General features: G+C 67.0%; 3 protein-coding genes. 2 read left to right on the plus strand and 1 reads right to left on the minus strand.

Annotation, left to right across the window (positions count from 1 at the left end):
• A partial coding sequence (locus ACN6LM_RS37965; RefSeq protein WP_445069976.1) for an adenosylhomocysteinase occupies positions 1–262 on the plus strand: 262 nt, incomplete at its 5' end.
• 175 nt (positions 263–437) lie between these two features.
• Entirely contained in the window at positions 438–1049 is a 612-nt protein-coding gene (locus tag ACN6LM_RS37970; protein WP_445069977.1) for a hypothetical protein, read from the plus strand.
• A 587-nt stretch (positions 1050–1636) separates the two neighbouring features.
• Here ACN6LM_RS37970 and ACN6LM_RS37975 read toward each other — a convergent pair.
• Positions 1637–1843, minus strand: a 207-nt coding sequence (locus tag ACN6LM_RS37975) for a hypothetical protein (RefSeq protein WP_445069978.1), incomplete at its 5' end; no start/stop codon positions are given.

Genomic DNA, 1843 nt, shown 5'->3' on the forward strand with positions numbered 1-1843 from the left:
TCTGGGCAACGCGACGGGTCACCCGTCGTTCGTGATGTCGAACTCGTTCGCGGACCAGACGCTGGCGCAGATCGAGCTGTTCACGAAGCCCGAGGAGTACCCGACCGATGTCTATGTGCTGCCCAAGCACCTGGACGAGAAGGTCGCCCGTCTCCACCTCGACGCGCTCGGCGTGAAGCTCACGACGCTCCGCCCCGAGCAGGCCGCGTACATCGGTGTCGAGGTCGACGGCCCGTACAAGCCCGACCACTACCGCTACTGATCTCCCTACCGGCCCGGAACCGGCCGGACCTCGAACGGTCCGGCCGACCCGGTCCGGTGCCGGGCGCTCAGCGCGGCCCGGGCCGATCAGCAGCGACGAACGCAGGCCCCCGCACCCCCGTGTCGGGGGCCTGCGCCGTACCGCACCCGCACGAGCCGAGGACTCGAAGGACCCCATGCCCCGCGGCCGATATTCGCTCCACGACGTCCACGACCACACCCCTCTCGGCGAAGAACACTTCCACTGCGCGCCCGGCCCGTCCGGCTGGCGCTACATCTCCCAAACGACCGCCCCGTCCGGCAGTCACCTGGGATCCGTCGACCTCACCCTCGATGAGCTCGGCCGCCCCCTCCGACTCGAACTCCATTCCGCCGACTGGCAGGTCCGCGGCGCCGCCCTGGAGGGCCTCACCTGGGTCCGTACCGACCCGACGGGCGCCCACGCCACCGAAGGCAACGTCCGCGCCCACGCATTCAACGGCACTTCCCCCGTCTTCCTCGTCGCGACCGCTCGTCTGCTGCGCCTCACCCCCGCTTCCCCCGCGACCCGCGTCCGGGTCGTCACCTTCACGGACCCGGTCCTCGCGCCCCGTACCCTCGACCAGTCCTGGGCCCTGGTGAACAGTGAAGCCCACCCCACTGACAACGGCCCCCTGAAGGTGGACGAATACCAGGTCAGCGCCCTGGACACGGGCGAGCAGCACACGATCCACCTCGCCGGCGACGTGGTGCTCTCCGCCCCCGGCATCGAACTCGAGGACCTGGACTCCCCGCCCTCCGACCGCTAGGGCCGTCGTCACACGGGCGGCACGAACCCGGTGGCAGGCGGACGCCCCGCCTCTTCGCCGGCCGTACCGGCACCGGGTTGTACGTAAGACCGAGATCCCTGCACCCCGGTGCACGCGACGATCTCGGCGCCGAGCCCTTCTGCCAGACCCTGCCCACGACGGCGTCGAGCTGGCGCATCCGCGTCCGTTACTGCCGTACCGCGCGCCACAGCTCATCCGTCACCGCCGACAGGCCCAGCTGGGCGGAACCACCCGACCAGCTCCGGCGGAGGCGGCGGAACGCCGGCAAGGCGGGCGACCTGGATGCGGTCGAACGAAGCGCCGAGGTGCCGACCGCCGCCTGATGTGCATCCGGCGCCGCTGACCTGCTAGTCTCCTCTTCGCCCCAAAAAACCGTTGACACGGCGGACTGGGGGAGGTAGATTTTAACGGTTGCCTCGAACTGGACAGGTTCGGGTTCAGCCAGCTAATATCTATCTCGCTCTCACTGGAAATCGAATTTTCGAATTTCCGCGGAGCCATTCGATTCCCACCTTCCGAAGCAGAAGCCGACTAGGTTCGGCCGAAAAACTTCTGATAAAGTCGAATCAGCCGAAAGGCAAGGCCACTTCAACGGCCACCGGAATCAAAATTCGGACCGGAAACGGAACGAAATGAGTCTGGTAAGGTTGAAACCGCCGAAAGGCAAAGAGAAAGACCCGCTTCGACCGGGAATCGGACACGAAAGAGTCTGATAGAGTCGGAAACGCAAGACCGAAGGGAAGCGCCCGGAGGAAAGCCCGCGAGGGTGAGTA

The organism is Streptomyces sp. SAS_281, from assembly GCF_052542855.1.